The organism is Bartonella sp. AA1HLJMS, assembly GCF_042197445.1.
Classification (GTDB): Bacteria; Pseudomonadota; Alphaproteobacteria; order Rhizobiales; family Rhizobiaceae; genus Bartonella.
Map to the genome: position 1 here is coordinate 1 of NZ_JBHIRW010000214.1, position 1,082 is coordinate 1,082.

Sequence of the window (1,082 nt, forward strand, 5' to 3'; positions counted from 1 at the left end):
TCTTAAAATTCATTTAAAGCGTCAAATAGAAGCTGAAAGAGTACATCTAGAAACTACACAAAATACGGCTTAATGCCTCTCTAAGATGAATGGGGGAAGCTCTTTTTAAAATCCTGTAATTTAAGCTAACCTAAATATGAATAAGGAGCATTTTTGGCACGCCCCGAACTAGAACCTAAAACACCATTGGCAAAACGCCTGCGTGAAATAAGACGAATCCTCGGAAACGAAGAACGCGGTGCTTTTGCCAAATCTCTTAATTTGGCAAAAAATACGCTTGCAAATTATGAGCTCGGTATAAATGAGCCACCAGCATCTATCGTAATTGCCTATCACAAAATTTATGGCGTAGACTTTCATTGGCTTCTCACTGGAGAAGGCGAAATGTTTACAGACATGGAAAAGGCGAAAGCAGCTGGTTTTAAACCACAAACCATCCCTGCTGGTCTCATGAAAAAGCTTGGTCGCATAGCTTATACAACCTATCGCGATGCAAATATAAAACTCCCCCCTGAAGATATAGCGGAATTAGCGGCAGAGCTTTGTATAAAGTTGCAAGAGCTTGTTCAAGACATCAACGACACGGAAGAGGTCGAAGCGACTTTCCCTCTTCTTAAAATTCATTTAAAGCGTCAAATAGAAGCTGAAAGAGTACATCTAGAAACTACACAAGATACGGCTTAATGCCTCTTTAATATGAAAAATACAGGCGCGTTTCTCTTTACATTAAGAAACTTAAATAATGCATTGTTTTTAAATAATTATATTTGCAAAAAATAGAAACGCGCCATATGGCGCATATCTTTTTTGCTTTTTTGGTTATTTTTGGCTGATTTTGGAGTGAGCTTCACAATTTACCGAATTTTTTTCACAGGGTCTTCAAAGGCGGTTTTCTGGGTTTTCACAGACTTTTCAAAATTTTTCACAGGGTTTTCAAAGACCTTTCAAAGCCCTCTCTCATTTTTACCATGAAAACGCACTTTTTTCTGATTTTCGCTCTTTTTAGCTCTTTTTTACAATTTTAGGTGTCAAAATCTATTTTGACAAAACGCGCATTTAATGCTAAATTTTATACATAAAAA

Annotated in this window: 1 protein-coding gene; it reads left to right on the forward strand. The window is 36.8% G+C overall.

The annotated features are described in order from the left end of the window. Positions 1–153 precede the first annotated feature (153 nt). Entirely contained in the window at positions 154–684 is a 531-nt protein-coding gene (locus tag ACFIQE_RS10700) for a helix-turn-helix transcriptional regulator (protein ID WP_375707737.1), read from the forward strand. The last annotated feature ends 398 nt before the right edge of the window (positions 685–1,082 follow it).